The 670-nt window shown below is 69.0% G+C and carries 1 protein-coding gene; it reads left to right on the forward strand.

What is annotated here, in order from left to right:
* The coding region (locus A5699_RS26610) for an HAD-IC family P-type ATPase (protein ID WP_231965846.1) at positions 1-670 on the forward strand (670 nt) is incomplete at both ends.

The following is a 670-nucleotide window of genomic DNA, read 5'->3' on the forward strand; positions in this document are numbered from 1 at the left end:
GGGCCAACGAGTTGTCAGCAGCAGTGGACGTGACCTCAACCTCCAGCACGCTGGTGCCGTTGATCGACCCGGCGAACGCGTCGCCACCGACGGCACGATCGTGTCGGGGCGCACGGCGCTGGATGTTTCGGCCATCACCGGCGAATCCGTGCCGGTAGAGGCCGGGCCCGGTGATGAGGTGTTCGCCGGGTCGATCAACGGCACCAGCGTGCTGGAGGTTGAGGTCACGTCCACTGCTGCTGACAACTCGTTGGCCCGCATCGTGGCGATCGTGGAGGCCGAGCAGTCCCGCAAGGGCGAAGCCCAGCGCCTGGCCGACCGCATCGCCAAACCCCTGGTCCCCGCGATCATGATCGCCGCGGTCCTCATCGCCGCCATCGGCAGCGTGTTGGGCGATCCGCTGGTGTGGATCGAACGTGCCCTGGTGGTGTTGGTGGCGGCCTCTCCTTGCGCGCTGGCGATCTCGGTGCCGGTCACGGTGGTCGCCGCGATCGGCGCGGCTAGCAAGCTCGGTGTCTTGGTCAAGGGCGGGGCGGCGCTGGAAGCCCTGGGCGCGGTCCGCACGATCGCGCTGGACAAGACAGGCACCCTGACCGCCAACGCACCCACCGTCATCGACGTCGCCACCACCAACGGCGCCACCCGCGAGCACGTGCTGGATGTGGTGGCG

It is taken from the genome of Mycobacterium sp. E802 (genome assembly GCF_001666875.1).
GTDB lineage: Bacteria > Actinomycetota > Actinomycetes > Mycobacteriales > Mycobacteriaceae > Mycobacterium.